Origin of the sequence: Limosilactobacillus equigenerosi DSM 18793 = JCM 14505 (genome assembly GCF_001311375.1) — a bacterium.
GTDB lineage: Bacteria > Bacillota > Bacilli > Lactobacillales > Lactobacillaceae > Limosilactobacillus > Limosilactobacillus equigenerosi.
Window position 1 is genome coordinate 258,983 of record NZ_BBAS01000001.1, and the last position, 24,342, is coordinate 283,324.

The following is a 24,342-nucleotide window of genomic DNA, read 5'->3' on the forward strand; positions in this document are numbered from 1 at the left end:
TCCTACTTCCCTAAACAGAATTGACTAAATAATTGATCTAATAATTCATCTTGGTAACTATCACCCGTAATTTCACCGAGTAAATTCCAAGCGGTCGTCATATCAATTTGGACTAAATCGACCGGCAAGCCATCATTTAACCCAGCTAACACATCCCCAAGCGCTTGCTCGGCTTGGGTTAATAAACTAATATGCCGGGCATTCGTAATTAACACATCATTATGATGCGCTTCAATCCCTTCGTTAAAGAACCGGTGGCTAATTGCGGCGCCGAGTTCTTGCATCCCCGATTGATTGGCAATTGACGTCTTAATAATTACATCATCACCAACTAGCTGCTTTAATTCCGCTAAATCTAGGGCCGTTGGCAGGTCGGTTTTATTTAAAATTACCATCCGCGCTAAGCCCTTGGTTAACTCAATTAAGTCCTTGTCTTCCGCTGATAAGGGCCGAGATTGATCAATTAACAGTAGAATCAAATCGGCCGTTTTAATGGCCTGGCGACTCCGTTCAACCCCGATTTTTTCCACTTGATCATCCGTATGACGAATTCCGGCGGTATCAATTAATTTTAACGGCACCCCTTCCACATTGACATATTCTTCAATCACATCTCGCGTCGTCCCAGCTACGTTGGTGACAATCGCTTTATCTTCATGTAACAGGGTATTTAACAAACTCGACTTACCAACATTCGGCCGCCCAATGATTGCTGTTGCCAAGCCGTCCCGTAAGACTTTCCCTTGCCGGGCGGTTTTTAACAGGCCTTGAATATGTTGTTGTAAATCCGTCGCTTTTTCGCGTAATAATTGGCTCGTCATTTCTTCGACCGCATCATATTCCGGATAATCAATATTCACTTCGACTTGGGCTAAGACGTCCAAAATATCTTGCCGGAATTGCCGAATTAAGTTTGATAAATCCCCGTTCAATTGATGCATCGCCACATCCATTGATTTATCAGTTTTGGCCCGAATTAAGTCCATCACGGCTTCGGCCTGGGATAAATCAAGGCGCCCATTTAAAAAGGCCCGTTTCGTAAATTCACCCGGTTCCGCTAAGCGCGCCCCATGCGTTAACACTAACTGTAAAATCCGATTCGTGGCCACGAGCCCGCCGTGACAGTTAATTTCCACGACGTCTTCTTTGGTGTAAGTTTTCGGCGCGCGCATCACTGAGACCATCACTTCATCCGCTACTTGGTGATCAGTTGGATTGATAATATGCCCATAATTAATCGTATGGGTAGCAACCTGCGTTAAATCTTTGCCCTTAAATAATGGATTAACGACTGTTAAAGCATCCTCACCACTCACCCGAATGATTGAAATCCCACCTTCGCCAATTGGCGTCGAAATCGCGGCGATTGTATCTTGATCCGTATTAATCATCGTCTGTGCTTCCTTTCAATTGCTATTCAATAAAAAAGCGCAAAGCCACCCTTATCACTTAAAGAATGGTCAAAGCACTTTCACTACTCTAACAACTATGTTTAATTACTTCGTATTTTAAAAGTGGGAACCCACTTGTCAATTATTTCCGCTTGCCCCGGTAAGCTTGGCGTTTAGCCTTGGCTAATTTCCGTTGCCGGGCCTTTTCAGCGCGTTGCTTTGCTTCCCGTTCCTTCCGTAGTTTAAATGGATTTTGTAACAGCAAGACTTGCCCCACTTGGAAGGCATTGGAAACAACCCAATATAACGTAATGGCGGATGTAAATTGCAACGCCATAATAAAGATAAAAATCGGCATAATATACGTCATCGAAGTCGACATTGGGTTCTTTTCCGGCATTGATGCCATGGCGAGCCATGAACTAATAAACGTAAAGAGCGCCGCCAAAATTGGCAAAATTAAGTACGGATCAGTTGACCCTAATTGAACCCATAAAAATGACCCTGACCGTAAGACATTCGTCCGCCAAATAGCTTGATACAACGCCCACATAACTGGCAATTGCACTAACAATGGCAACAAGGATGCAAATGGATTGACCCCTGCTTCTTTATAGAGGCGTTGTTGTTCCATTTGTAACTTTTGCATCGTTTCGCGATCACGCGTGGAATACTTTTGTTGTAATTCCTTTAGCTTTGGGGCTAATTCTTGCGTCTTTAGCATTGACTTCGTTTGGTAATACATCAATGGCAAGATGATAATCCGAATCAAAATCGTAAAGATAATGATCCCCATTCCGTAACCACCAAAATGCTTAGAGAGCCAAATAATAAATTGCGAACAATTATAAACAATATAATGATCCCAAATCCCGGTACTATGACTATTAATTGGTTGATTTGAACACGCGGCTAAAATCATTACCAAACCGAAGACGCTGACTAAACTCGTAATTTTTTTTCAATTGCTTGCTCACGTTAATCCTCACTTTGTTTCTCTTCAATTAGTTCCGCTAATTTTAAAACATGAACCAAATTGCGCCGAATTTCAGCCATCGATAACCCCTTGGCACTTGGCCGGGCAATCACTAAAAAGTCGACGTCCGCTTTTAATTGGGGTTTTAATTCTAATAAGGTTTGCCGGATTCGGCGTTTCACCCAGCCCCGTTCAACGGCATTCCCAATCTTTTTTCCCACCGAAATCCCAACACGAAAATGGGCTTGGCCGGGTTTGGCTAATTGATACACCACAAACTTGTGATTAGCAACCGATTGATGTTGCTCGAAGACACGTTGGAATTCCTGTTCTTTTTTTACTCGAAATGATTTTCGCATGAACGACTCCGCTCCTTAAAACTAAAAAAAGGGCGAGCAACGACAACTACATCAAATGCAGTGGACGGTTGCCCTGCCCCTTTTAACCATTAAATATGGATCGCTTTAACTTATCTTATGCAGATAATACCTTACGACCCTTTTGACGACGACGAGCTAATACCTTACGGCCATTGCTAGTGCTCATCCGTGCGCGGAAACCGTGAACACGTGCACGGTGACGCTTCTTTGGTTGAAATGTGCGCTTCATTTACTTGCACCTCCTTAGCAATTCAGTTTTGATTTCATGGTCTAAAAAGACGATCTCTTTAAACATACTTCGGTAGTATACCATACTTTTTATGCTTTTGACCAATTGATTTCAAATTTATCAAATTTTAAATTTTTAGTTTTCCACATTTTTATACACAGCGTTGTGTATAGTTTACTTCTCCAAAAGAGCGTCCACAGCTTGTCCCAGTAGCTATCCACAAATACACACCCCAGGGATAAAGTTATCCACAAGCTTGTTAATAATTATTCAAAAGCCTTAATATATCAGCATTCTAAGCCTGTGGATATTCACAGTTCTTTTGTGGATAACTAGAGATATGCTTAATTTTTGTCGTTTTTACACATCCCTGGGGATAAATTACACACTATGTGGTGGATAATTATTTTTTATTTTTGCTTTGCTGTGGAAAACTTCAAAAACTAATGATAAACTTATAGTCTGAAATCTACAAGTGACAAGGAGGAAACCATTTTGACTGAGCTCGATTCTCTCTGGGAAACGATCCAAAATCAATTGCGTGCATCCACTCAAGAGCGGACTTACACCAATTTAATTGCTCCGGCAAAAGCTGTTTCGCTTGCCAATAACCGATTGGTTATCGAATTCCCCTTCGAAAATCAAATTGATTTTTGGCAATCTAATTCCCAAATTACAGAACAAATTCGCCAAATTTGTTTTACCCAAACTGGCCAACATGTGGAACCAATCTATGTTTTGGCAAATTCAACTAGTGGTCTAACACCAACGATGACCCCACCACCAACGTTAGCTGGCAGTGGGATGAGTCCGGAAACCCCATTAAATCCTGAATATACCTTCGCCAACTTTATCCAAGGTCGTAGTAATCAAATGGCCTACGCTCGGCATTCGGGGCCTCGGAACAACCGGGGGTTTTATACAATCCCTTACTAATTTATGGTGGCGTAGGACTAGGAAAAACCCACTTGATGCAAGCAATTGCCAATAAAATGTTAGAACGTAATCCGAACGCACGGATTAAATATGTGACCAGTGAAACGTTCGTGAATGACTACGTTAATTCCATTCGGCGGGGGAGTCAGGAACAATTCCGGAATGAATACCGGAATCTCGATGCCTTACTCGTTGATGATATTCAATTCTTTGCGTCCAAGGACGAAACGCAATTAGAATTCTTCAATACTTTTAATGCTTTACATGACAACAATAAGCAAATTGTCTTAACTGCTGATCAAAATCCGAAACAAATTCCCAATTTAACGGAACGGCTGGTGTCACGCTTCGTTTGGGGGGTTCCAGTTGAAATTACCTCCCCCGGTACCGAAACGCGAATTGCCATTTTACAAAGTAAAGCCGAGGAAGAACACATGGAAGTTCCCAATGAGGTTCTCGAATTAATTGCTTCCAAGGTTAATACCAACGTCCGGGAACTTGAAGGCGCCTTGATGCGGGTGCGGGTCTTTGCCGACTTAAATCACCAACCAATGACGCCGCAAATTGCGGCCGAAGCCTTACAAGGCATGGGATTTGCTGATAATACGCCCGCCTTGACGATTGACTTAATCCAAAAGGAAGTTGCCCAATTCTTTAACATTAATCAAAGTGACATCTTAGGCAAGAAGCGGTCCAAGAATATTGTGGTGCCACGCCAAATTGCGATGTTCTTATCCCGTGAATTAACTGATAATTCCTTACCAAAAATTGGGAGTGAGTTTGGGGGCAAGGATCATACCACGGTCATGCATGCGATTGAAAAAATTGAGGCCAATTTAAAAACGGACGAAAAATTAAATCGTGATTTACAACAATTACGGCAACGAATGCAATAAACCTCCTTGTGGAAAAATGTTAATTATGCCCAACTTTATCCACAACGTTATCCACATTGTGCAAAACTTGAATTAACAACTCTAATTTCAGTTATCCACAATGTCCACATGGCCTACTACTACTACTAACTTTTTATAATATATTTATATAAACAAGGAGACTCCAAAGATGAAATTTACAATTAATCGACTAAATTTTATTAATGAATTAAATAATGTTTTACGTGCGGTATCATCTAAAACCACCATTCCAATTCTGACCGGGTTAAAATTAGTTGTTACTAATGATGAACTTGTTTTAACAGGTAGTAATGCGGATATCTCGATTGAAAGCACGGTTACTCAACAAATGGGGGCCTTTGAATTAGTCATTGATGAACCAGGAGAAATTGTCTTACCAGCCCGGTTCTTTAGTGAAATTGTTAAAAAATTACCTGATGAAATGGTTACATTAGAAGTCAACCAAGGTTTCCAAGCCGTGATTAAGTCAGGAGCGGCAGAATTTACGGTTAATGGTCAAGATGCCAATAACTTCCCTCATTTACCAGAAGTTGGGGCTGATCGCCAAATTACAGTAGCAGCCGATGTCTTACGAGAAGTCGTTGATCAAACTCGGATTGCCGTTTCTAAGCAAGAAAGCCGGCCAATCTTAACGGGGATTCACTTAACGTTAGTGGATGGGAAATTAACGGCGGTAGCGACAGATAGTCACCGGTTAGCCCAACGGAGCGTGGCGGTGCCAAATGCTCCAGCGCAACCATATGACGTAGTGATTCCAGGGAATAGTTTGACGGAACTTTCACGGATGATTACAGATGTTAGTGATGGAATTGTGATGAGTTTTGCTGATAGTCAAGTCCTGTTCACGTTTGGTCATACTAACTTTTACTCACGATTGCTGGAAGGAAACTATCCCGAAACGGATCGGTTGATTCCAACGACTTCGGAAACGAAGTTAACCTTAGCGGCCGACCAATTCTTAGCAGCGATTGAACGGGCGTCCTTGTTGTCACACCAAAGTCGGAATAATGTCGTTAAATTAACGGTGAAGCCAGCGGCCGGGGTGGCCATGATTAGTGGTAATTCTTCGGATGTTGGGAACGTGGAAGAAGCAATTGCGGCCTCAGCGATGACGGGCAATGAGCTTGAAATTTCTTTCAATCCAGATTATATGCGAGATGCCCTTAAATCATTCGGGACAATGCAGGTGGTAATGGCCTTTACTTCGGCATTGCGACCATTTACGTTAGTGCCGGCGGATGATGAAACTAACTTTATTCAATTGATTACGCCAGTGCGGACGTACTAAAAATTAAAAGTCAGCCCTTTCCTTTGGTAGGGCTGACTTTTTGTTTGGGCTTATTTGGCGTTTTATACGCCGTTTACCTGACCTGAGCCATTTTTGCCATTTTGAGGTTGAAATGCAATGAACGCTTAACTAACCGCAAATTCATTTATTTTCCAGTCTAATTAAGGTATAATTGAACATGTATGTAGTTTGCAAAAGAAAGGGTGGCAACCATGAATGAAGTGGTGATTGCAACGGAATATATCACGATTGGGCAACTGTTAAAAGAAGAAGGGCTTATTCCAACGGGAGGAGCTGCGAAGTGGTTTTTAGCAGAGACGCCAGTTGGGTGAATGATGAACAAGATCAACGGCGAGGCCGGAAACTTTATCCGGGTGATGAAATTCAAATTGATGATCAAGTTCGGTTGGTAATTAAAGCACAAGAAGGTTAGGTAACCATGCAGTTAACGCATTTATCATTACGGAATTTTCGTAATTATGCAGCGCTTGAGTTGGATTTTAAACCCGGCGTGAATGTGTTAATCGGGGAGAACGCCCAAGGCAAAACGAATTTATTAGAGGCAATTCATGTTTTAGCGTTAACCCGGAGCCATCGGACGAGTCGTGATCGAGACTTAATTGGCTGGGGAGGAAAAACCGCGTTGATTCAAGGTGTAGTAACCCGCCAGGCTGGTAAGTTACCATTGGAATTACAAATTAATTCCAAAGGGAAACGCGTTAAAGTTAATCACTTGTTTCAACCACGGTTATCGACATATGTGGGCTATTTGAATGTAGTGTTGTTTGCGCCGGAGGATTTGGAGTTAGTTAAAGGGGCACCACAAGTGCGGCGGCAATTTATGGATACCGAATTTGGTCAAATGAGTAGTGGATATTTGTATCATTTGACGCAGTATCATCATCAATTGCAGCAACGGAATCAATATCTCAAACAAGTTAAGTTGGGTGGTAAATTTGATGACGTGTTATGGCAGGTTTTAACGGAACAATTGGTGGCCTCTGGCGCCGCAATTATTGTTAAACGTGGCCAGTTATTACAGCAACTGGAGAAATGGGCGCAAGTGTTACACGAGCATATTTCAGTACAACGCGAACAATTGACTTTACGGTACATAACCCAAGTCGAATTAACCGCTGAGAGTAACGAAACAACGGTGGCAGCATCCTTAATGGCCCGGTATAACGAAGTGAAAACCCGGGAAATCAAACTTGGGACGAGCTTAGTGGGACCGCATCGTGATGATGTCCAATTTTTGGTCAATGAGCAAAATGTGCAAAAATTTGGTTCACAAGGTCAGCAACGGACCACAGCCTTAGCAGTAAAGTTGGCAGAAATTGATTTGATGCATGAACAAACAGGGGAGTACCCATTATTATTGCTTGATGATGTGTTGTCTGAGTTAGATGATAATCGCCAAACCCATTTATTGACGGCGATTCAAGATAAGGTGCAAACATTTTTGACGACGACGAGTTTAAATGGCGTCGCCCAGCAATTAATTCATGATCCGGCGATTTTTGAAATCGAAGCGGGAACAATTAGGAAGGAGTAATTAATCGTGAGTGAAGAAAGTAACGAAACGAAAGCAGAACAAGCACGTGAATACGATGCGAGTCAAATTCAAGTCTTAGAAGGACTGGAAGCGGTTCGGAAACGGCCCGGGATGTATATTGGTTCAACCACGGTGCAAGGGCTACATCACTTAGTGTGGGAAATCGTTGACAACGGGATTGACGAAGCGTTAGCTGGGTTTGCCACAGAAATTAACGTGACGGTTGAAGCTGATAATAGTATTACGGTTACTGATAACGGGCGGGGGATTCCGGTTGATATTCAACAAAAAAACGGGGAAACCAGCCTTAGAAACCGTCTTTACCATTTTGCATGCCGGTGGTAAATTCGGCGGTGGCGGATATAAAGTCTCTGGGGGGCTCCACGGGGTGGGGGCGTCCGTTGTGAATGCATTATCAACTTCATTGGACGTCAAGGTAATCCGTGAAGGCAAGGAATACTACATGGACTTTGATCATGGGCATGTGAAGACGCCAATGCAAGTGATTGATGACCAACGCCCAATGGATGAACATGGAACGATTGTTCACTTCACGCCGGATCCGGAGATTTTCCGGGAAACGACGGTTTACAACATTAAGACGTTGACGGAACGAATTCGGGAATTGGCGTTCTTAAATAAAGGGCTTAAGATTACGATTAGTGATTTACGTCCCGATGAACCAACTAAGGAAGAATTCCATTATGAAGGTGGGATTCGGCACTATGTCGAATACTTGAATGAAGGTCATGAAGTCTTATTTGATCCACCGATTTATGTTGAAGGTGAACACAACGGGATTGAAGTTGAAGTTTCCTTACAATATTCTGATGATTACCGGAGTAACTTATTAACGTTTACGAACAATATCCATACGTACGAAGGTGGGAGTCATGAAACTGGGTTTAAGACGGCCTTAACCCGGGTAATCAATGATTATGGTCGGAAGAGTGATCAAATCAAAGGGAACATGACTTTGTCTGGGGACGATGTGCGGGAAGGCTTAACGGCCGTGATTTCCATCAAACACCCGAACCCACAATTTGAAGGGCAAACGAAGACGAAGTTAAGTAATTCGGATGCGCGGACCGCAACGGACCGAATTTTTGCGGAAACGATGTCGCGATTCATGATGGAAAATCCGGAGGTTGCCCACAAGATTGTTGAAAAGGGGCTCTTAGCTTCTAAGGCGCGGGAAGCAGCCAAGCGAGCGCGGGAAGTTACGCGGAAAAAGAGCGGATTAGAAATCAGTAATTTACCCGGGAAATTAGCGGATAATACGTCCAAGGATCCAGCTATTTCGGAATTATTTATCGTCGAAGGGGACTCCGCTGGGGGGTCAGCTAAGCAAGGGCGGTCGCGGTTAACGCAAGCGATCTTGCCAATTCGGGGGAAGATTTTAAACGTTGAAAAAGCAACCTTGAACCGAATTTTAGCGAATGATGAAATCCGTTCGCTCTTTACGGCGTTAGGAACTGGCTTTGGCGAAGACTTTGATATTAGCAAGGTTAATTACCACAAGTTAATTATTATGACGGATGCCGATGTCGATGGGGCGCACATTCGGACGCTGTTATTAACGTTGATTTACCGCTTTATGCGCCCAATGTTAGAAGCGGGGTATGTCTACATTGCCCAACCACCACTGTATCAAGTACGGCAAGGAAAGTTTGTGCAATATATTGATGATGATGCCGAACTTGAACGGGTCGTAAATTCCTTGCAACCAACGCCGAAACCAGTGATTCAACGGTATAAGGGGCTAGGGGAAATGGACGCAGAACAATTATGGGAAACGACCATGGATCCGGAAAATCGGCGGCTCTTACGGGTGCAACTTGATGATGCCAAGCAAGCGGATGAAATTTTTGAAATGCTGATGGGAACCAAAGTTGGTCCACGGCGTGAATTTATTGAAACCAACGCGAAGTTCGTTGAAAACTTAGACTTGTAATGATTAGTTAGCGAAAGGAGGATTAAATCGTGGCAGAAGAAGCATTTAATAATCGAATTACCGATGTTAATTTAACGAGCCAAATGCGGAATTCATTCTTAGACTATGCGATGAGTGTGATTGTCTCCCGGGCGCTTCCCGATGTCCGGGATGGATTAAAGCCAGTGCAACGCCGGATTTTGTATGGGATGAATGAATTAGGGGTGACGCCTGATAAGCCATATAAGAAGTCAGCCCGGATTGTTGGGGACGTCATGGGGAAATATCACCCGCATGGGGACTCATCAATTTATGAAGGGTTAGTGCGAATGGCACAAGACTTTTCTTACCGGTACATGCTAGTTGATGGGCATGGTAATTTTGGGTCGGTCGATGGCGATGGGGCCGCCGCCATGCGGTATACTGAAGCCAAGATGAGTAAGATTGCCGTTGAAATGCTCCGGGATATCAACAAGGATACGGTTGATTTTCAAGATAATTACGATGGCACAGAAAAAGAACCTCAAGTCTTACCATCGCGGATTCCCAATCTGTTAGTCAATGGGGCGACTGGGATTGCCGTAGGGATGGCGACGAATATTCCGACCCATAACCTGGGGGAAGTGATTAGTGCGATTCATTTGTTAATGGATAATCCAGCGGCAACAACGGAAGAATTGATGAAAGTCTTACCTGGTCCTGATTTCCCAACCGGGGCTGTCGTAATGGGAAAATCGGGTATTCGGAAAGCGTATGAAACGGGGCAAGGCTCAATTGTTGTCCGGGCCAAAACTGAGATTGAAGAATTAAAAAATGGTAAGCAACGCATCGTTGTGCATGAAATTCCTTACATGGTCAACAAGGCCAAGTTAATTGAACGGATTGCGGAATTAGCCCGGGAAAAAGAAATTGATGGGATTACGGATGTCAACGACGAAACTGACCGTGAAGGGATGCGGATTGTCGTTGATGTGCGCCGGGATGCGAGTGCCGAGGTCATCTTAAATAATCTTTACAAGTTGACGTTGATGCAAACGACATTTAACTTCAATATGTTAGCGATTGTCGATGGTGCGCCTAAGATTTTAAGCTTAAAAGAAATCTTGCAACATTATCTCGACCATCAAGAAATTGTGATTCGGCGGCGGACCGAATTTGATTTGAAGAAGGCCGAAAATCGGGCTCATATTGTAGCTGGATTACGGATTGCCCTTGATCACATTGATGAAATTATTAATATCATTCGTGGTTCCCAAACGAGTGACATTGCTAAGACCGAATTGATGAGTAAATTTGGTTTATCTGATCGCCAAGCCCAAGCCATCTTAGACTTACGGTTAGTTCGGTTAACTGGCTTAGAACGCGAAAAGATTGAAGCGGAATACCAACGGTTATTAGCAGCGATTGCCGATTTCAAGGATATTTTGGCGCATCGGGAACGGATTCAAAAAAATCATTTATGATGAATTACTTGAAATCCAAGCCAAATTCGGTGATGACCGGCGGACGGAATTACAAGTCGGCGATTTAACCAGTATCGAAGACGAAGACTTGATTGAAGAAGAAGAGATTATCGTCACGTTGACCCATAATGGGTACGTGAAGCGCTTGCCAGTCGATGAATTTAAGTCCCAAAACCGGGGTGGTCGTGGGGTTAAAGGCATGGGTGTGCATAATGATGACTTTATTGAGCACTTAATTGCTAGTTCAACGCATGATCGGCTGCTCTTCTTTACCAACTCGGGGAAAGTCTTTACGATGAAGGGCTATGAAATTCCAGAATATGGTCGGGCAGCGCAAGGAATTCCAATTATTAATTTATTAGGGATTAATGCGGACGAACAAATTAGTGCCGTCATTAATGTTTCACGTGAACGACGGCGGATGATCTTGATTTATTCTTTGCTACGAAACAAGGAACGGTTAAGCGAACGGCAGTTAGTGAGTTTAATAACATTCGGAGTAATGGATTAAAGGCGATTAACTTACATGACGGTGATGAATTAATTCACGTGGACTTAATTCGTCCGAGCGATAACTTAATTTTGGGAACGCACTTAGGTTATTCAGTCAGCTTTAATGCGCAAGAAATTCGCCAAATGGGCCGGGCCGCTGCTGGGGTTCGTGGTGCTCGCTTACGGGAAAACGACTATCTAATTGGGGCCGCAAAGTTAACCCCAAATAGTAAGGTCGTGGTGATTAGTGAACGAGGTTACGGGAAGCAAACTCCAGCGAGTGAATACCCAATTAAAGGCCGTGGTGGTAAAGGAATTAAGACTGCTAACATCACGGAAAAGAATGGTCCGTTAGTTGGTTTAACGACGGTTAACGGCGATGAAGACCTAATGGTTGTAACAAATAATGGGGTCATCATCCGGTTCGGGGTTGAAAATGTTTCAACCACGAGTCGGGCCACAATTGGGGTGCATTTAATTAAAATGAATGATGATTCTGTGGTGGCTACGATGGCAAAGGTAGCTAAGGAAACAACGACTGATGGGGAAGCCGTTGATACGGAAGTAGAAGTAACAGATTAAAAAAATTGGTTTAAATCCTGAATGACCGTGTATTTATTAAATGTAGCGGGAATTCAGGATTTTGTAGAAAGTATTGTTTTTTTTAATAAAATGTGCTAATATTTTGTTCTGTGAGTATACGTTTAAACGTTGCTCTCCTTGCTCTTGCTAATGGGCAAGGGCCAGAGTCCAAAAGGAGGTGTAATATACATGGAAACACGTAAATATGAAATTACATACATCATTCGTCCTGATTTAGACGAAGCTGCTAAGAGCACTTTAGTAGCCAACTTCGACAAGATCTTGTCAGACAATGGTGCTACGGTTGTTGATTCAGCTGACTGGGATACGCGTCGTTTTGCTTACCCAATTGAAAAGTTCACTGAAGGTACTTACCACATCGTGAACATCACGGCTGAAAACGATGAAGCCTTAAACGAATTTGATCGTTTAGCTAAGATCAACGACGGTATCTTACGTCACATGATCGTTAAGCGTTAATTTGTTTAACCAATCATAAAAACGAGAGGAGTGTTTGCCAATGTTAAATCGTGCTACCTTAACTGGTCGTTTAACGCGGGATCCTGAGTTACGCTACACGAACAGCGGGACCGCAGTTGTTCGGTTTTCATTAGCAGTTGATCGGCAATTCCGGAACCAACAAACGGGGGAACGGGAAGCTGATTTCATCAACTGCGTTATTTGGCGTAAGTCAGCGGAAAACTTTGCTAACTTCACTCATAAAGGAGCGCTAGTTGGAATTGATGGTCGGATTACAACAAGTAATTACCAAAACCAACAAGGTCAACGCGTTTACCGGACTGAAGTGACGGTTGATAATTTTGCCTTGTTAGAACCACGGTCGGCACGACCAGGGAATAACGCCAATGGTAATAATGGCTTTGGTGGTGGCTTTAATGCCCCTGACAATGCGTTTAATGCCAACCAAGGGCAAAGTGCTTTCGGAGCAGCGCCAACGAACAACTTTGGAGCTCCTCAAGGATCAAATGATGCCACACAAGGTATTTTTGGTCAAAATCCGGTTCCAGTAGATACGGATAGCTTACCATTTGGGAATGCTAATCCGACTACGGATCCAGTAAATATTAATGATGAAAGTGCATTGAAGAGTGATGGATCAGATGATGATCAAAATTCACTTAGTGATGTACCGTTCTAACCATTACGAAAGGGAGATTAAGTCATGGCTCAACAACGTCGTGGCGGAATGCGTCGTCGTCGTAAGGTCGACTACATTGCCGCTAACCACATCGAATACATCGATTACAAAGACACTGAATTATTACAACGCTTCATCTCAGAACGGGGTAAGATTTTACCACGCCGGGTTACTGGGACGAGCGCTAAGAACCAACGTCGTTTGACGATTGCAATCAAGCGGGCGCGGGTTATGGGTCTCTTGCCATTCGTTGCAGAAGACTAATAATTATAAACGAGTTTCGGAATTCATTCCGGAGCTCGTTTTTTTGGTATAATAGGCAGTAAGATTATTGGAGAGGAGGAGCAAATGTGAAACCTGCACAGCAAACGGTTGAACGACCGTTAATGCGCGCAACCATCAGTCTGATTGTGTTACTAGCCGGTCTTGCAACGGGAATGGGCTTCTTAGTTCATTGGTTAGTCGGAGTAATAATTTTAGTAATCGTCATTTTAGGTGGGTTGATTATTGGCTGGTATTTACGACAAAGTAATCGTGGGATACGAAAGTTTTTTAACTAAATTATCCCAGGAAGTTGAACAAACCCAACAAGAAGCCTTGCTCGAGATGCCGATTGGGGTAATTTTACTTGATGATCAAAATATTATTAAGTGGATTAATCCATATATGTCGCAATACTTCCCGGTGGATGGAATTTTAGTCGGGCGCAAGTTGGCGATGGTGGATAGTGAATTAGCCAAATTGGTAGCCAAGTATCGGCATGATGACACGACGAAAGTTGTTAGTTGGCAAGCGCGGAAATTTGAATTTTTAGTTCAAGATCGGGTGAATGCGGTTTACTTAACCGATATTACGGACTATGAAGCAATTAATGAGCGTTACCAACGGGAACAACTTTTCCTGGGAAATATTTACCTCGATAATTATGCGGAAATTATTCAAGGAATGTCGGATTCAGCGGTTTCTAATTTACATAATTATGTCACGTCTGAATTAATGCAATGGGCAAAGCAACATGAATTGTTACTAAAGGTAGTCGATGATGATAATTTCTTATTAATCGGTCATGACTATTCGTTAAAGCAGTTAGAAAGTGAAAACTTTAATGTCCTCGATACAATTCGGAAAAATACGTCGCAACAAAACTCACCAGTAACTATTAGTATGGGGATTTCGTACGGCCAAAGTGATTTGATGAAACTAGCAGCCATGGCGCAAAAGAATCTTGACTTAGCGTTAGGCCGGGGTGGTGATCAAGTCGTAGTACGGTCCGAAAGCGGTCAAGCACAGTTCTATGGTGGGAAGACTAACCCGATGGAAAAGCGGACCCGGGTGCGCTCGCGCATGATTAGTCAAGCCTTGCAAGATTTAATGACCCAAGCTGATCAAATCTTTATCATGGGACATACAGCTCCAGATTTAGATTCAGTTGGGGCAACGTTAGGAATTCGTCGGTTAGCTGAAATGAATCAACACGAAAGTTGGATTGTGATGAATCAAGCGGGTTATCATTCCGACATTCAGCGGTTAATGGGGGAACTCGATAACTATCAAGAATTGAAATCACGAATTATTACTCCTGAAGAAGCCCTAAAGCGAGCGACGGATGATAGTTTGTTAGTCATGGTTGACCATTCGAAACCATCATTATCAATTTCGCCCGCCTTAACGGAGCGTTTAGCTAATCGGTTGGTGATTATTGATCATCACCGGCGGGGCGAAGAATTCCCGGCGAATCCGTTGCTAGTTTATATTGAAGCCTATGCCTCATCAACGTGTGAATTGATTACGGAAATGTTTGAATATCAACCACGTGAAAGTCGCGGGTTGGCTAAAATTGAGGCAACGGTAATGTTAGCCGGGATTCGGATTGATACGAAGTCATTTAGCCAAAATGCGGGGACTAGAACCTTTGATGCGGCGAGTTATTTACGGTCAGCCGGGGCGGATGGTGAATTGATTCAGCGCTTAATTAAAGAATCCCCAACTAATTTCATGCAACGAAATCACTTAATTGATACGGTTGAATTCTGGGGTGATCGGTTTGCGGTTTGCGTTGGCCAGGATGATGAATTATATGATCCGGTATTGGCTGCTCAAGCGGCAGATATGTTATTGCAAGTGACGGGGATTGAAGCTTCCTTTGTCATTGTAAGAATTGATAATGAGACCATTGCGATGTCAGCGCGAGCATTAGGTGAATTTAATGTTCAAGTCGTCATGGAAAAGCTTGGTGGTGGGGGTCACCATTCGAAAGCGGCTGCTCAGATTAAGGATCAGTCAGTAGCTGAGGTTAAACAAGCCTTACAAGCAATTTTAATGACCCCAACAGAAACAACAGATGAAGTGGAGGAAACAGAGTAATGAAAGTTATTTTTACACAAGATGTTAAAGGTCGTGGGAAGCGCGGCGAAGTGAAAGAAGTCCCAGATGGATACGCACAAAACTTCTTAATTCCACGTTCAATGGCCAAACCAGCTAACAAGGCTGCGATGAGTGAATTGGCGGGGCAAAAACGGTCAGAAGCTAAGCATGCGGCCGAAGAATTAGCAGAAGCCAAGCGCTTGAAAGAAGTATTGGAAGCCGATGAAACGGTTGTTGAATTGACGGGGAAAGCTGGATCCGATGGGCGGATGTTTGGTTCAATTTCAACGAAGCAAATTGCCAGTGCCTTGAATAAGCAATACAACATTAAGTTGGATAAGCGGAAAATGGAATTAGCTGCTCCAATTAAGGCCTTAGGCTACGTAACGTGCCCGTTAAGTTACATCATGAGGTAACAGCAACGTTGCGGGTTCACATTGCGGAAAAATAAGCTAACGGGGAACTTTGCATGGATAATGAACTAGAAGTTACCCGCACCCCCCCACGTAATTTAGCGGCGGAACAAGCCGTCTTAGGGGCAGCGTTATTGGCGTCAGATGCGATTGTTGAGGCAATGGAATATTTGACGCCGGATGATTTTTATACGCGGGCACATCAAATCCTCTTTGAGGCGATGTTAACGTTAAATGAACATGATCGTCCGATTGACGTGGTTAATTTGCAAAATGAACTGGAACGGACGAAACAGCTTGATAATGTTGGTGGAGTTCAATATTTAGCTGAATTAGCCGGTGCGGTGCCAACGGCAGCTAATGTGGCGTATTACGCTAAAATTGTTAGTGATAAGGCCACCGCGCGGCGGTTAATTGAAACGGCTACTAAGATCGCGAGCCAAGGGTATGAAGATACTGATGATGTCACAGATATGCTGGATGAGGCGGAACGGTCAATTCTAAACGTAGCTGAGAGTAATAATCAAACTGATTTACAAAGTATTGGGGATTTATTACACACCTCATCTGACCATTTGTTGGAATTATCCCAACAAAAATCAGACGTTACGGGATTGCCAATGGGGTATCCGTTACTAGATAAAATGACCACGGGACTTCATGAAGATGAATTAATCATTTTAGCGGCCCGGCCAGCGATGGGGAAAACGGCCTTTGTGTTAAACATTGCGCAAAATATTGCGGCCCATAGTAATGAACGGCCCGCCGTGGCGATGTTTAGTCTTGAAATGGGGGCCGAATCATTAGTTAACCGGATGTTATGTGCTGAAGGCAATATTAATGCCAACCATTTACGGACAGGGAATATGAATGAAGACGAGTGGCAACAATACTGGGTAGCTAGTCAAACCTTGAGTGAGGCGCAAATTTATATTGATGATACTCCCGGTATTAAAGTCGCTGAAATTCGGGCTAAATGTCGGCGGTTAGCGAAACGAACTGGGCAACTGGGTTGATAGTGATTGATTATTTACAATTGATTGAAGGGTCCAATTCGGAAAGTCGGCAACAAGAAGTATCAGAAATCTCACGACAACTAAAGAAGTTGGCAAAGGAATTAAGTGTGCCGGTGATTGCCTTATCCCAATTATCGCGGGGCGTTGAGCAACGTCAAGATAAGCGACCGGTGTTATCAGATATTCGGGAATCAGGATCGATTGAACAAGATGCTGATATTGTTGGCTTTTTGTATCGTGATGATTATTACCAACGGGAAACTGGGGATCAAGCGCAAGATGAAACAAATAGCTTGAGCGAAGTTGAAGTGATTATTGAAAAGAATCGGTCTGGTCCACGGGGAACCGTTAAATTATTGTTTAATAAAGCTTATAATAAGTTCGCCTCCATTGATTATGAAGGTGGTGCATAGTAAAAAGGGCAGCTCCATTCCAGGAACTGCCCTTTTACTATGTTGATAGTAATAAAAAAACCCGCCTCACGATTGAGGCGGGAAATGATGGGCAGTCAGGGGATCGAACCCTGGACACCCGGATTAAGAGTCCGGTGCTCTGCCAGCTGAGCTAACTGCCCATAAGTTATCAACAAATAATATATTACCAGTTATAAATGGATTATGCAACCCTAAATTTAAAAATAAATGGTGATAAATAATTAATAAAAAACCCGCCTCACGATTGAGGCGGGAAATGATGGGCAGTCAGGGGATCGAACCCTGGACACCCGGATTAAGAGTCCGGTGCTCTGCCAGCTGAGCTAACTGCCCATAAGTTATCAACAAATAATATATTACCAGTCGGAAAGTTATTATGCAACCTTTTTTTAGAAAAGATAAAATATTTTTTCTTATGCTATAATAGAGCTAATTTTAAGTTCTTATGACTGGAAATGAGGAGATACGAATGGCAAAGCAGATTTTAGTTGTCGATGATGAAAAGCCAATTTCAGACATCATTAAGTTTAATCTGGAAAAAGAAGGTTATGAAGTCTTAACTGCCTTTGATGGGGAAGAAGCGGTCGCATGGTGGAAGCTCATCAACCAGATTTAATTGTGTTAGATTTAATGTTACCAAAATTAGATGGGTTAGAAGTCGCGAAACAAGTTCGAATGAAATATACGATGCCAATTATTATGGCCACGGCTAAAGACTCAGAATTAGATAAAGTGCTCGGTTTGGAATTAGGGGCCGATGATTATGTGACGAAACCATTTTCAAACCGCGAATTAGTGGCACGGGTGAAGGCGAACCTGCGACGGCAAGAAACAGCTGCGGTCGCCACTGAAGATGCCCCGGAAGCTGACATTCAAATCGGTGATTTAACGATTCATCCGGAAGCATACACGGTTTCAAAGCGGGGCGAAAATATTAATTTAACGCACCGGGAATTTGAACTATTACATTACTTAGCGCAACACTTGGGCCAAGTAATCAATCGGGAAACCTTATTACAAACGGTTTGGGGCTATGACTATTTTGGTGATGTTCGGACCGTGGATGTAACAGTTCGACGGTTACGAGAAAAAAATTGAAGATAATCCAAGTCACCCTCAATGGTTGGTTACCCGGCGAGGGGTTGGTTACTTCTTAGCAGATCCAAATCAAAATTAGGGAGTCACACGGTTGAATCAAAAAAATTAAATTTTATCAATCGTTGCAATTTAAAATCGCGCTGGTCTTTATTCTAATGTTAGTGTTAACGTTAGAAATTGTCGGGGCGGTTTTTGTTCGTCAATTGGAACGAGCCAATTTAAATACTTTTAAGCAACAGATTGAATTACCAGTTTCAGTTACGAATTCATTAGCCCGGAGTTTGAGTATTGATAACGCTAATGAAGCTAATCAACAAATTAAAACGACGATTCAACAACTTAGTAATCCTAATCTGACCGAATTAAACGTCGTGGATGCAAAGGGGATTACGCGGGGAACGAATCAAAAAAGTCAACGAATGGTAGGGGAGACGAATAATTCGAAGTTAATTCGGAATACCCTAGTCAATAATCGGACGCATTCAGAAACGATTTATGATCGCAACCAGAAAAAACATTATTATGTGATGACAGTGCCATTAGTTAGTGGAAATGATAATAATGTCGTCGGGGCGGTTTATTTACGGGCCAATTTAGAAAGTGTGTATAGTACAGTTAATAGTATTTCCTTAATTTACTTATCGGCAACGGTGATTACCATTGTAATTGGACTGATTTTTTTTCAGTAATTATTTCTCGGGAAATTACCCGGCCAATTGAAAAAAATTCGGGGGCAAACGTTAAAAATTGCGCAAGGAGATTTTACTGGGCGGATTAAGGTTCGTGCTAACGATGAATTAGGTCAGTTAGCCGGAGCGATTAATAACCTTTCAATTCGGGTGGAGGAATCGCAAGAATCAATCGATTCTGAACGGCGCCGGTTAGATAGCGTGCTTTCGCATATGACGGATGGTGTCTTAGCCACTGATCGGCGGGGAAATATTATTATTGCGAATAACTTGGCATTAGAAATGTTGGGAGTTAGTGCTGAGGCGGAATTAATTGGAAAATCAATTCTGGATATGTTAGATATTCGGAATAAATATACCTTCCGTGATTTAATGGAAAGTGAACAAGACTACAATGAAGTGATCTTAGATAATTTATCGGATGAAATTATTGTTAGTGCTACTTTTTCTCCAATTCAACGCGAATCAGGTTTCGTGAGTGGGATGGTTTGTGTGCTACATGATATTACTGACCAAGTTCAAGAAGAAGAAGAGCGGAAACAATTCGTATCGAATGTTTCCCATGAACTGCGGACGCCATTAACCAGTGTGCGGAGTTACGTTGAGGCTTTAGGGGATGGGGCCATTAATGATCCAGAACTGGGGCCGAAGTTCTTGCAAGTAGTTGAAGATGAAACGGATCGGATGATTCGGATGATTAATGATCTGTTGAGTTTATCGCGGATGGATGCCGGGACAACGAAGTTAGATCTTGAATATGTCAACATTAGTGAGTTGTTTAATTATATTTTGGATCGCTTTGATATGATTATTCAAAATGATGAAGTAACAGGGACTGACAAACAGTACTCAATTGATCGTCATATTACCAATAAGAGTTTATGGGTTGAAATTGACCCTGATAAATTTACGCAAGTAATCGATAATATTATGAACAATGCTGTGAAGTATTCACCAGATGGGGGAATTATCACGGCCCGTTTAACGGATACTCATAATCACGTTATTTTAAGTATTGCTGACCAAGGATTGGGGATTCCACGCAAAGACTTGCGGCATGTCTTTGATCGGTTCTTCCGGGTTGATAAAGCCCGCTCCCGTAAACAAGGGGGAACTGGGCTTGGACTAGCTATCTCTAAAGAGGTAGTGAATCTACTAGGTGGTCAGATTTGGGTGAATAGTACGGAAGGTAAAGGCTCGACGTTCTATATTGCGTTGCCATACGTCCAATTCGAGGAGGATGATTGGGATGATCAAGTGGATGAAGGATAAGTGGTTGCCCAGTGCACTGTGGCTAGCAGTGGGCTTGAGTGTAATCTTTTCCATTAGCGTGTGGCTAAATCCTTACCGTCTTGAGCCCACTGGGTTAAATGAAGGGACAACTTCCAATGTCGACCAAAATGTGATTCAAACTGTTTATCAAGCTAATCAAGTGATTTGGAATCAAGCTGATGGGAGTCAAAAGTTATTATTTGGACAACCAGCGAATGTCGCCTTAACGTTGCAACAATCCTTACCAAAATGGAAATTTGGATCTGTTAAACAAGTTAGTGACCATAATCGTGAACGATATTTAGCTCGTTTACGTCAATCAAATGCAATTGTAATTAGTTTTCCGGGTGAATTAGCTAGTAATATTTTGAAGCAAAGTTACCATTTAACCAGTGATGATTTCCTGGGAAAAGTTGATCGGTTAGTAATTCCACTTCAAAATCCACGCGAAATTTATTTATTGCAAGATCGTGGCTTAGTAGTTAGACGTTTGCGAGTTAAACAAAGTCAACTTGCGGGGGTTCGGCAAGCACTCGGTGGGGGTAAGAAAATTGATGTTGAAGCGAAAGTTATCAATCAACAACCAGTGATGACCTTTCCGCATGCTTTTGAACTCCCAAATTATCAATTCCAATTAACCACAGATGAAGGCTCAACCCTCGCAACAGCATTGTTAACGACGAAGGCAACTAGTAATGTTCATCGTCAACATAGTAATGGTCAAACTACGTATTGGGTTGGGAAAAATCGCCGGGTGATTGTGGATGATCAAACGGGAAAAATTCAATATGAACAATATGTTGGAACTTCGCAAGTGCGGTCATTAGGAGCTTTGCAGACTTGGGGCTTGCGGCAGTTAACGCAGGCTAATTTAGGAACGAATAGTTTTCGGTATGCAGCCATCAGTACCTCAGGGCAGACGATTACTTATCGGAATAGTGTGCAAGGATTATTGGTTTTTAGTGATCAGGGTGATGGTAGCATTACCTTGAAAGCTAATAATGACGGCTTAATTCGGTGGCAATTTTCGCGATATCGGCTGGGAACGCCGGTCGCAACGGCAACGAACGCTGGCACGCGTTTACCAGCGACCGGGGTGGTAATGAATCAGCTAAAAGAGGCCGGTAAATTATCAGAAATTGCTGGGCTTCAGTTAGGTTATCGGTGGACTCAAGTTAATGGAAATCAAGTTAATGTGCAGCCTAGTTATTTTGTGTATTATCACGGAAATTGGGTTGATTATAAGACGATACTATCCCTAGGAGGTCAGCGATGAATTTTCGGCGCATCCAAAGAATCTTTTTATGTGGGTTCATTATTGTAGATTTACTAATTGTAGGGGTCTTTTTTTCAAGGAATTTTTCGGCGATGGCACCAAGCTTCAGTGACGCCGGAACAGGCGCAAGCTGTGACGTTAAGAGAAATGCGAGCACATGGAATTAAAGTTCCCCACCTGTCAACGCAACCCCAAAAAGGTAGTTATGTTACTGTCCAAGCCGATGAATTTAATACGATGCCAACCATAAAAAGGGCCAGTGTTAGTATTGTTGATCAACAACTTAATGTGACTTATGATCAACCAGTTAAGCGGTCATTGGCAACGTTGAAACATCAGGTGCTGGCCGGGAATCAGTATCATTACGATCAAAAACTATCGACTAACAATCGCGATGTTTTTACGCAATTAATTAATGGTCAACCGGTTTTAACGTCCGCTGGGCAATTACAATTTCATCGGAATCAGGCGAGTGTGACAGGCTATTCACAAGGCCACTTATTGAAAGTGACCCAATTACAACAAGCGGCGCCGACCATTAGCCAACAACAAGCGGTGATTAATTTATATCGGCATAATGATTTAAATGATAATGCTCAAATTAAGGATGTTCGGCTGGGGTATGCACCGTTGAATGCAATCGATGATCCGACCCTTTATGGACCAGTTTGGCAAGTAAAGGTATGGGATAAAACGGCTAATCATCTTCAAACTTTGATGGTGAGTGCATTGACGGGAACGATATTACAAAATGATGATTAGAGGATGACTGACTTGGAAACACAAGATCAAATTAAATATAGTATTTTAGCAAGTGGTAGTACGGGCAATGCAACTTATATTGAGACGCCCCACCGACGAATTTTAGTTGATGCTGGGTTAAGTGGCAAAAAAATAGAAGAACGGATGGCCCAAATTAATCGTTCGTTAGCAGATGTTGATGGCATTTTTGTGACCCATGAACATAGTGACCATATTCAAGGGGTTGGTGTGTTAGCGCGCCGGTATAATTTACCAATTTATGCTAACGCGGGAACCTGGGCGGCAATGCGCGATAAAATTGGGAAAATTAATCCGGAGCAACAATTTGAATTACCACCAGCTTCAGTGCTTGATTTGGGTGATTTACAAGTTGAAAGTTTTGCGGTCTCTCATGATGCTGCGCAACCACAGTTTTATCAACTCCATCATGACCAACAAGCTTTATGTATTATTACCGATACCGGCTATGTATCAGAGCAAGTGGCAGGAACGATTCGCAATGCGGATGCTTATTTAATGGAATGTAATCATGATCCAGAGATGCTCCGTAATGGTCCGTATACTTGGAGTTTAAAGCAACGAATTTTAGGTGACGAAGGCCACTTATCAAACGAAGAAGGAGCCGAAGCCTTAATGGATGTGATTGGTCCTCAAACCAAGCAAGTGGTGTTAGGCCATCGAAGTCAGCATAATAATTATCGTGAATTAGCTCATTTAACCGTTCAAGGGATTTTACAAGCCCAAGGATTAGGGGTTGATCATGATTTTCAGTTGTGGGATGCGGAGCCGGATCAACCATTACCATTACGAAGTGTGAATAGCTAATTGTGGATAATAGTTGTCCACAATTTATCCACAGCCAATGAAAAATGCTAGTAAGACGGGGATGAACAAGGTAATTGAAAGTTATCCACAACGATTGTTGATAGTTGGGGATAAGTGGAAAAAGAAGCGTCTTAATTAGGTGGAAACCTTGATATTATGCGGGTTGGCGTTGTTGATAATGGGAGAGTGGTCGCTGTGGAAAACTGTGGAAAAGTACGAAACAACTTATCCACAATGCTTCGGGGATAACTTGGGTAAAACCCAGCTTAACTTGTGGATAAACTGGGGATAACGCTAAAAAGTGAGGAAATTATGACAATTAAAATTATTGGGGTTGGTAAATTAAAGGAAAAGTATTTCAAGGCCGGGATTGCAGAATATGCGAAACGGCTCAGTCGGTATACGAAGTTTGAAATTGTTGAAGTACCAGATGAAAAAGCGCCAGAATCGTTAAGCGAGGCGGAAATGATGACGGTTAAAATTAAGGAAGGGGAGCGGATTTTAGCCAAAGTTAAAGATCGCGAGCATGTGATTGCCTTAGCAATTGAGGGAAAAGAACGCTCCTCGGAACAGTTAGCCGCCGAACTTAATCGGTTGGCATTATATGGTAAAAGTGATATTACGTTTATCATCGGCGGATCGTTAGGCTTAAGTCCGGCCGTTATGCAACGAGCAGATGATACGATTTCATTTGGACGCATGACGTTACCCCACCAATTAATGCGGCTTGTGTTAACGGAGCAAATTTATCGGGCGTTTACGATTAATCAAGGGTTACCGTATCATAAGTAAGGTGGAGTAGGAGCAAATTAGTTGTTAGTAGGTAGTGAGCATGGTAAATTATGGCTATGGATAGTCACTAGTTGCGACAGCAGCTGAATGAATGGAGAAA

At 42.6% G+C, this 24,342-nt stretch carries 14 protein-coding genes, 2 tRNA genes and 9 pseudogenes; 19 read left to right on the forward strand and 6 right to left on the reverse strand.

From position 1 onward, the window contains the following. Positions 1–2: 2 nt before the first annotated feature. The 4 genes from mnmE to rpmH form a co-directional block, all read right to left on the reverse strand. Complete coding sequence (gene mnmE / locus JCM14505_RS01290) at positions 3–1,391, reverse strand: tRNA uridine-5-carboxymethylaminomethyl(34) synthesis GTPase MnmE (protein ID WP_054652322.1); 1,389 nt, start codon at positions 1,389–1,391, stop codon at positions 3–5. Between the two features lie 142 nt (positions 1,392–1,533). Continuing rightward, positions 1,534–2,313, reverse strand: a complete 780-nt coding sequence (yidC, locus tag JCM14505_RS01295; RefSeq protein WP_054652324.1) for a membrane protein insertase YidC — start codon at positions 2,311–2,313, stop codon at positions 1,534–1,536. A gap of 56 nt (positions 2,314–2,369) precedes the next feature. Continuing rightward, positions 2,370–2,726 (reverse strand): ribonuclease P protein component, encoded by a 357-nt coding sequence (rnpA, locus tag JCM14505_RS01300; protein ID WP_054652325.1) that lies wholly within the window; start codon positions 2,724–2,726, stop codon positions 2,370–2,372. 115 nt (positions 2,727–2,841) lie between these two features. Further along, positions 2,842–2,976, reverse strand: a complete 135-nt coding sequence (rpmH, locus tag JCM14505_RS08545) for a 50S ribosomal protein L34 (RefSeq protein WP_006917488.1) — start codon at positions 2,974–2,976, stop codon at positions 2,842–2,844. 495 nt (positions 2,977–3,471) lie between these two features. Between rpmH and dnaA the strand changes: the two are divergent. From dnaA to dnaB, 12 genes and pseudogenes are all read left to right on the forward strand, one after another. Then, positions 3,472–4,808, forward strand: a pseudogene (gene dnaA, locus JCM14505_RS01305) (chromosomal replication initiator protein DnaA). Between the two features lie 169 nt (positions 4,809–4,977). Then, positions 4,978–6,117 carry a DNA polymerase III subunit beta gene (gene dnaN / locus JCM14505_RS01310; RefSeq protein WP_054652327.1) on the forward strand — a complete coding sequence of 380 codons (1,140 nt, stop codon included), beginning with the start codon at positions 4,978–4,980 and terminating at the stop codon, positions 6,115–6,117. A gap of 212 nt (positions 6,118–6,329) precedes the next feature. Then, positions 6,330–6,550 (forward strand): annotated as a pseudogene (gene yaaA, locus JCM14505_RS01315) (S4 domain-containing protein YaaA). 6 nt (positions 6,551–6,556) lie between these two features. After that, complete coding sequence (gene recF / locus JCM14505_RS01320) at positions 6,557–7,672, forward strand: DNA replication/repair protein RecF (protein ID WP_054652329.1); 1,116 nt, start codon at positions 6,557–6,559, stop codon at positions 7,670–7,672. A gap of 6 nt (positions 7,673–7,678) precedes the next feature. Further along, positions 7,679–9,626, forward strand: a pseudogene (gene gyrB / locus JCM14505_RS01325) (DNA topoisomerase (ATP-hydrolyzing) subunit B). Between the two features lie 83 nt (positions 9,627–9,709). Next, positions 9,710–12,142, forward strand: a pseudogene (gyrA, locus tag JCM14505_RS01330) (DNA gyrase subunit A). A gap of 189 nt (positions 12,143–12,331) precedes the next feature. Then, positions 12,332–12,622 (forward strand): 30S ribosomal protein S6, encoded by a 291-nt coding sequence (gene rpsF, locus JCM14505_RS01335; RefSeq protein ID WP_054652331.1) that lies wholly within the window; start codon positions 12,332–12,334, stop codon positions 12,620–12,622. 40 nt (positions 12,623–12,662) lie between these two features. After that, a complete protein-coding gene (ssb, locus tag JCM14505_RS01340) occupies positions 12,663–13,301 on the forward strand; it encodes a single-stranded DNA-binding protein (RefSeq protein ID WP_054652333.1) in 639 nt (212 codons plus the stop codon). Between the two features lie 24 nt (positions 13,302–13,325). Continuing rightward, positions 13,326–13,565, forward strand: coding sequence for a 30S ribosomal protein S18 (gene rpsR, locus JCM14505_RS01345; protein WP_054652335.1), 240 nt, complete (start codon positions 13,326–13,328; stop codon positions 13,563–13,565). Positions 13,566–13,687: 122 nt separating this feature from the next. After that, a pseudogene (locus tag JCM14505_RS01350) lies at positions 13,688–15,665 on the forward strand (DHH family phosphoesterase). After that, positions 15,665–16,116, forward strand: a pseudogene (gene rplI / locus JCM14505_RS01355) (50S ribosomal protein L9). Before JCM14505_RS01350 ends, rplI begins: the two co-directional pseudogenes overlap by 1 nt. Positions 16,117–16,134: 18 nt before the next feature. Then, positions 16,135–17,507: pseudogene (dnaB, locus tag JCM14505_RS01360) on the forward strand (replicative DNA helicase). A gap of 88 nt (positions 17,508–17,595) precedes the next feature. Here dnaB and JCM14505_RS01365 read toward each other — a convergent pair. Then, positions 17,596–17,668, reverse strand: a tRNA-Lys gene (locus tag JCM14505_RS01365). A 120-nt stretch (positions 17,669–17,788) separates the two neighbouring features. After that, a tRNA-Lys gene (locus JCM14505_RS01370) sits at positions 17,789–17,861 on the reverse strand. A gap of 136 nt (positions 17,862–17,997) precedes the next feature. On the opposite strand from JCM14505_RS01370, the pseudogene yycF reads away from it, so the two are divergent. From yycF to rlmH, 7 genes and pseudogenes are all read left to right on the forward strand, one after another. Continuing rightward, a pseudogene (gene yycF, locus JCM14505_RS01375) lies at positions 17,998–18,705 on the forward strand (response regulator YycF). Positions 18,706–18,721: 16 nt separating this feature from the next. Further along, positions 18,722–20,587, forward strand: a pseudogene (gene walK / locus JCM14505_RS01380) (cell wall metabolism sensor histidine kinase WalK). Beyond that, positions 20,565–21,863, forward strand: coding sequence for a two-component system activity regulator YycH (locus JCM14505_RS01385; protein WP_054652337.1), 1,299 nt, complete (start codon positions 20,565–20,567; stop codon positions 21,861–21,863). Before walK ends, JCM14505_RS01385 begins: the two are co-directional and overlap by 23 nt. A 108-nt stretch (positions 21,864–21,971) precedes the next feature. After that, positions 21,972–22,625: a two-component system regulatory protein YycI gene (yycI, locus tag JCM14505_RS01390; protein ID WP_054652339.1), complete on the forward strand. Its 654-nt coding sequence runs from the start codon at positions 21,972–21,974 to the stop codon at positions 22,623–22,625. Positions 22,626–22,637: 12 nt separating this feature from the next. Continuing rightward, positions 22,638–23,450 carry an MBL fold metallo-hydrolase gene (locus JCM14505_RS01395; protein ID WP_153010945.1) on the forward strand — a complete coding sequence of 271 codons (813 nt, stop codon included), beginning with the start codon at positions 22,638–22,640 and terminating at the stop codon, positions 23,448–23,450. 13 nt (positions 23,451–23,463) lie between these two features. Further along, entirely contained in the window at positions 23,464–23,589 is a 126-nt protein-coding gene (locus tag JCM14505_RS09880) for a hypothetical protein (RefSeq protein WP_263848925.1), read from the forward strand. 173 nt (positions 23,590–23,762) lie between these two features. Then, positions 23,763–24,242 carry a 23S rRNA (pseudouridine(1915)-N(3))-methyltransferase RlmH gene (gene rlmH / locus JCM14505_RS01400; RefSeq protein WP_054652343.1) on the forward strand — a complete coding sequence of 160 codons (480 nt, stop codon included), beginning with the start codon at positions 23,763–23,765 and terminating at the stop codon, positions 24,240–24,242. The last annotated feature ends 100 nt before the right edge of the window (positions 24,243–24,342 follow it).

What these genes read in the sequence shown, in the direction of transcription:
- rpsF (WP_054652331.1), top strand. Translation starts at nt 12,332, where the DNA reads ATGGAAACACGTAAATATGAAATTACATACATCATTCGTCCTGATTTA.
- rnpA (WP_054652325.1), bottom strand. Translation starts at nt 2,726, where the DNA reads ATGCGAAAATCATTTCGAGTAAAAAAAGAACAGGAATTCCAACGTGTC.
- rpmH (WP_006917488.1), bottom strand. Translation starts at nt 2,976, where the DNA reads ATGAAGCGCACATTTCAACCAAAGAAGCGTCACCGTGCACGTGTTCAC.
- yidC (WP_054652324.1), bottom strand. Translation starts at nt 2,313, where the DNA reads ATGATTTTAGCCGCGTGTTCAAATCAACCAATTAATAGTCATAGTACC.
- recF (WP_054652329.1), top strand. Translation starts at nt 6,557, where the DNA reads ATGCAGTTAACGCATTTATCATTACGGAATTTTCGTAATTATGCAGCG.
- mnmE (WP_054652322.1), bottom strand. Translation starts at nt 1,391, where the DNA reads ATGATTAATACGGATCAAGATACAATCGCCGCGATTTCGACGCCAATT.
- rpsR (WP_054652335.1), top strand. Translation starts at nt 13,326, where the DNA reads ATGGCTCAACAACGTCGTGGCGGAATGCGTCGTCGTCGTAAGGTCGAC.
- ssb (WP_054652333.1), top strand. Translation starts at nt 12,663, where the DNA reads ATGTTAAATCGTGCTACCTTAACTGGTCGTTTAACGCGGGATCCTGAG.
- rlmH (WP_054652343.1), top strand. Translation starts at nt 23,763, where the DNA reads ATGACAATTAAAATTATTGGGGTTGGTAAATTAAAGGAAAAGTATTTC.
- dnaN (WP_054652327.1), top strand. Translation starts at nt 4,978, where the DNA reads ATGAAATTTACAATTAATCGACTAAATTTTATTAATGAATTAAATAAT.
- JCM14505_RS01385 (WP_054652337.1), top strand. Translation starts at nt 20,565, where the DNA reads ATGATCAAGTGGATGAAGGATAAGTGGTTGCCCAGTGCACTGTGGCTA.